Annotated in this window: 3 protein-coding genes and 1 tRNA gene; 1 reads left to right on the top strand and 3 read right to left on the bottom strand. The window is 63.1% G+C overall.

Going from position 1 to position 1535, the window contains the following annotated elements; genetic code table 11:
• The coding region (locus CH256_RS08350) for a GNAT family N-acetyltransferase (RefSeq protein WP_218829131.1) at nt 1–180 on the bottom strand (180 nt) is incomplete at its 3' end.
• Between the two features lie 16 nt (nt 181–196).
• Here CH256_RS08350 and CH256_RS08345 point away from each other — a divergent pair.
• Nucleotides 197–439, top strand: coding sequence for a hypothetical protein (locus tag CH256_RS08345; RefSeq protein ID WP_231893691.1), 243 nt, complete (start codon nt 197–199; stop codon nt 437–439).
• A 42-nt stretch (nt 440–481) separates the two neighbouring features.
• On the opposite strand, the gene CH256_RS08340 is transcribed toward CH256_RS08345, so the two are convergent.
• Together CH256_RS08340 and CH256_RS08335 are read right to left on the bottom strand one after the other, a co-directional pair.
• Nucleotides 482–997 carry a putative immunity protein gene (locus CH256_RS08340; protein ID WP_068045955.1) on the bottom strand — a complete coding sequence of 172 codons (516 nt, stop codon included), beginning with the start codon at nt 995–997 and terminating at the stop codon, nt 482–484.
• Between the two features lie 109 nt (nt 998–1106).
• Nucleotides 1107–1183 (bottom strand) — tRNA-Met (locus tag CH256_RS08335).
• Nucleotides 1184–1535 lie beyond the last annotated feature (352 nt).

The raw sequence follows: 1535 nt of genomic DNA, 5'->3' as shown, positions 1-1535 counted from the left end.
TCCATCCCGCCGCCACTGCTCCGCCCAGCTCTGCAACATTCGTTCGGTTGCACCGGGATCGGTGTGTCGCAGGCTCGGGAAGTGCGTCCACGACTGCGGGTCGCTGCAGATCGCGTACAGCTCATCGAGATCCGTGCCGACCGGCTCGTCGAGATCGAGACGCGAGGTTCGTGTTGGCACACCATGGATCCTAGGGGTGAAGAAGTCTGGTAGACCGGTGGTACACGATCGAGCGAAGGGTGTCACCGTCATGGCCGAGTGGATCAAGAAGATGGAAGAGAACGCGAAAGGCCTCATCGCCGAGGCAGAGCAGGAACTGACCGCACTCGAAGGCGTGGACACCGTCGACCTCACTGCCGATGATGCGGACGACGAGGGCGGCCCCGCCCCTTCCGAATCGGTCACCAGTGACGATGCCCGCGAGCAGATCACGGACTGAACTCCCGATACGGACCGGTCGACCGCGACCGTACTGGACGGCTCAACCGTCGAACAACGACCAACAGATACTGCTTCTTCTCTCCTGGTCTTCCAGCACCAGTTTTCGCACATTGTTCGGGAGCCGGTCGCGCTGCCATTCGAGTTCCTTCAGACCTGCACTCGGCTCCAGGCCGTCACGCGCGGCCGCCCGAGCTGCCTTGATGGCATAGGCGGCCGCTCCGAGGTCGTGTTCGGGTACGTGTGCCACACAGGCTGCCTGCCCCGCGGCGTATGCGGCGAAGCGAGCGCAACCGTGCAGCGGCCGTGCCGCACCCATGGCGTGCCCGCCGAGGGCGCGGGTGGCCATCATCGCGAGCTCGCCGCGCGTCCACCCACGAATGCCCTCGATTGCCTCACGCGGCCGCGGGTCGGAAGGTTCGAGCTCCTCGAACAGGTGGAGAACATGTTCGGCACACTCGGCCGCCCAGAGCGCGAGGCTCCGATGGTCGTCGTCGGACAGAAGCCCGCCGCGATGCACGGTGATGAGGCGCGGATCTCGGACGGCGGGGAGAATCATGCGAGGCGAACCTTCCGGTATCGAACGTGCAGACTGCGGCCGAGAGTCCGTTCCGGACCCAACCGAGCACGAAAAAAGACCCAGGACATATGTCCTGGGTCTTCTTCAGTGGTAGCGGGGACAGGATTTGAACCTGCGACCTCTGGGTTATGAGCCCAGCGAGCTACCGAGCTGCTCCACCCCGCGTTGCGTCTACGAAGTTACTCCCGTGCGTACAACCAATGCAAATCACGTGACTTCTCCGCGCTCTCGCGCACCCCGAACGAGTACACCGCGACGCGTCACGACACGCGTTTATCACGCCGAACGCCGCAGAAAATAGTGCTCCGCGTCTCTTTTGAGGCGTGTTTCGAGTCACATAACGTTCGGGTTACGAAGTAGAAACATTAGCGCCACGAGCTGGTCTGAGCTGCGGAAACACCCCCTCGCTTCCCACTATGTGGACATCGACTATCCCATTCCGGCTCAGTGACGGTGAACGGATCCTCGACTACCTTCACGGACGGCCCTAAACCGCTGGGCCTGCACCACCCCGCCG

This window comes from Rhodococcus sp. 05-2254-6 (assembly GCF_002258565.1).
Taxonomy (GTDB): domain Bacteria; phylum Actinomycetota; class Actinomycetes; order Mycobacteriales; family Mycobacteriaceae; genus Rhodococcoides.
This window is presented reverse-complemented; position numbering and strand designations above follow the sequence as displayed.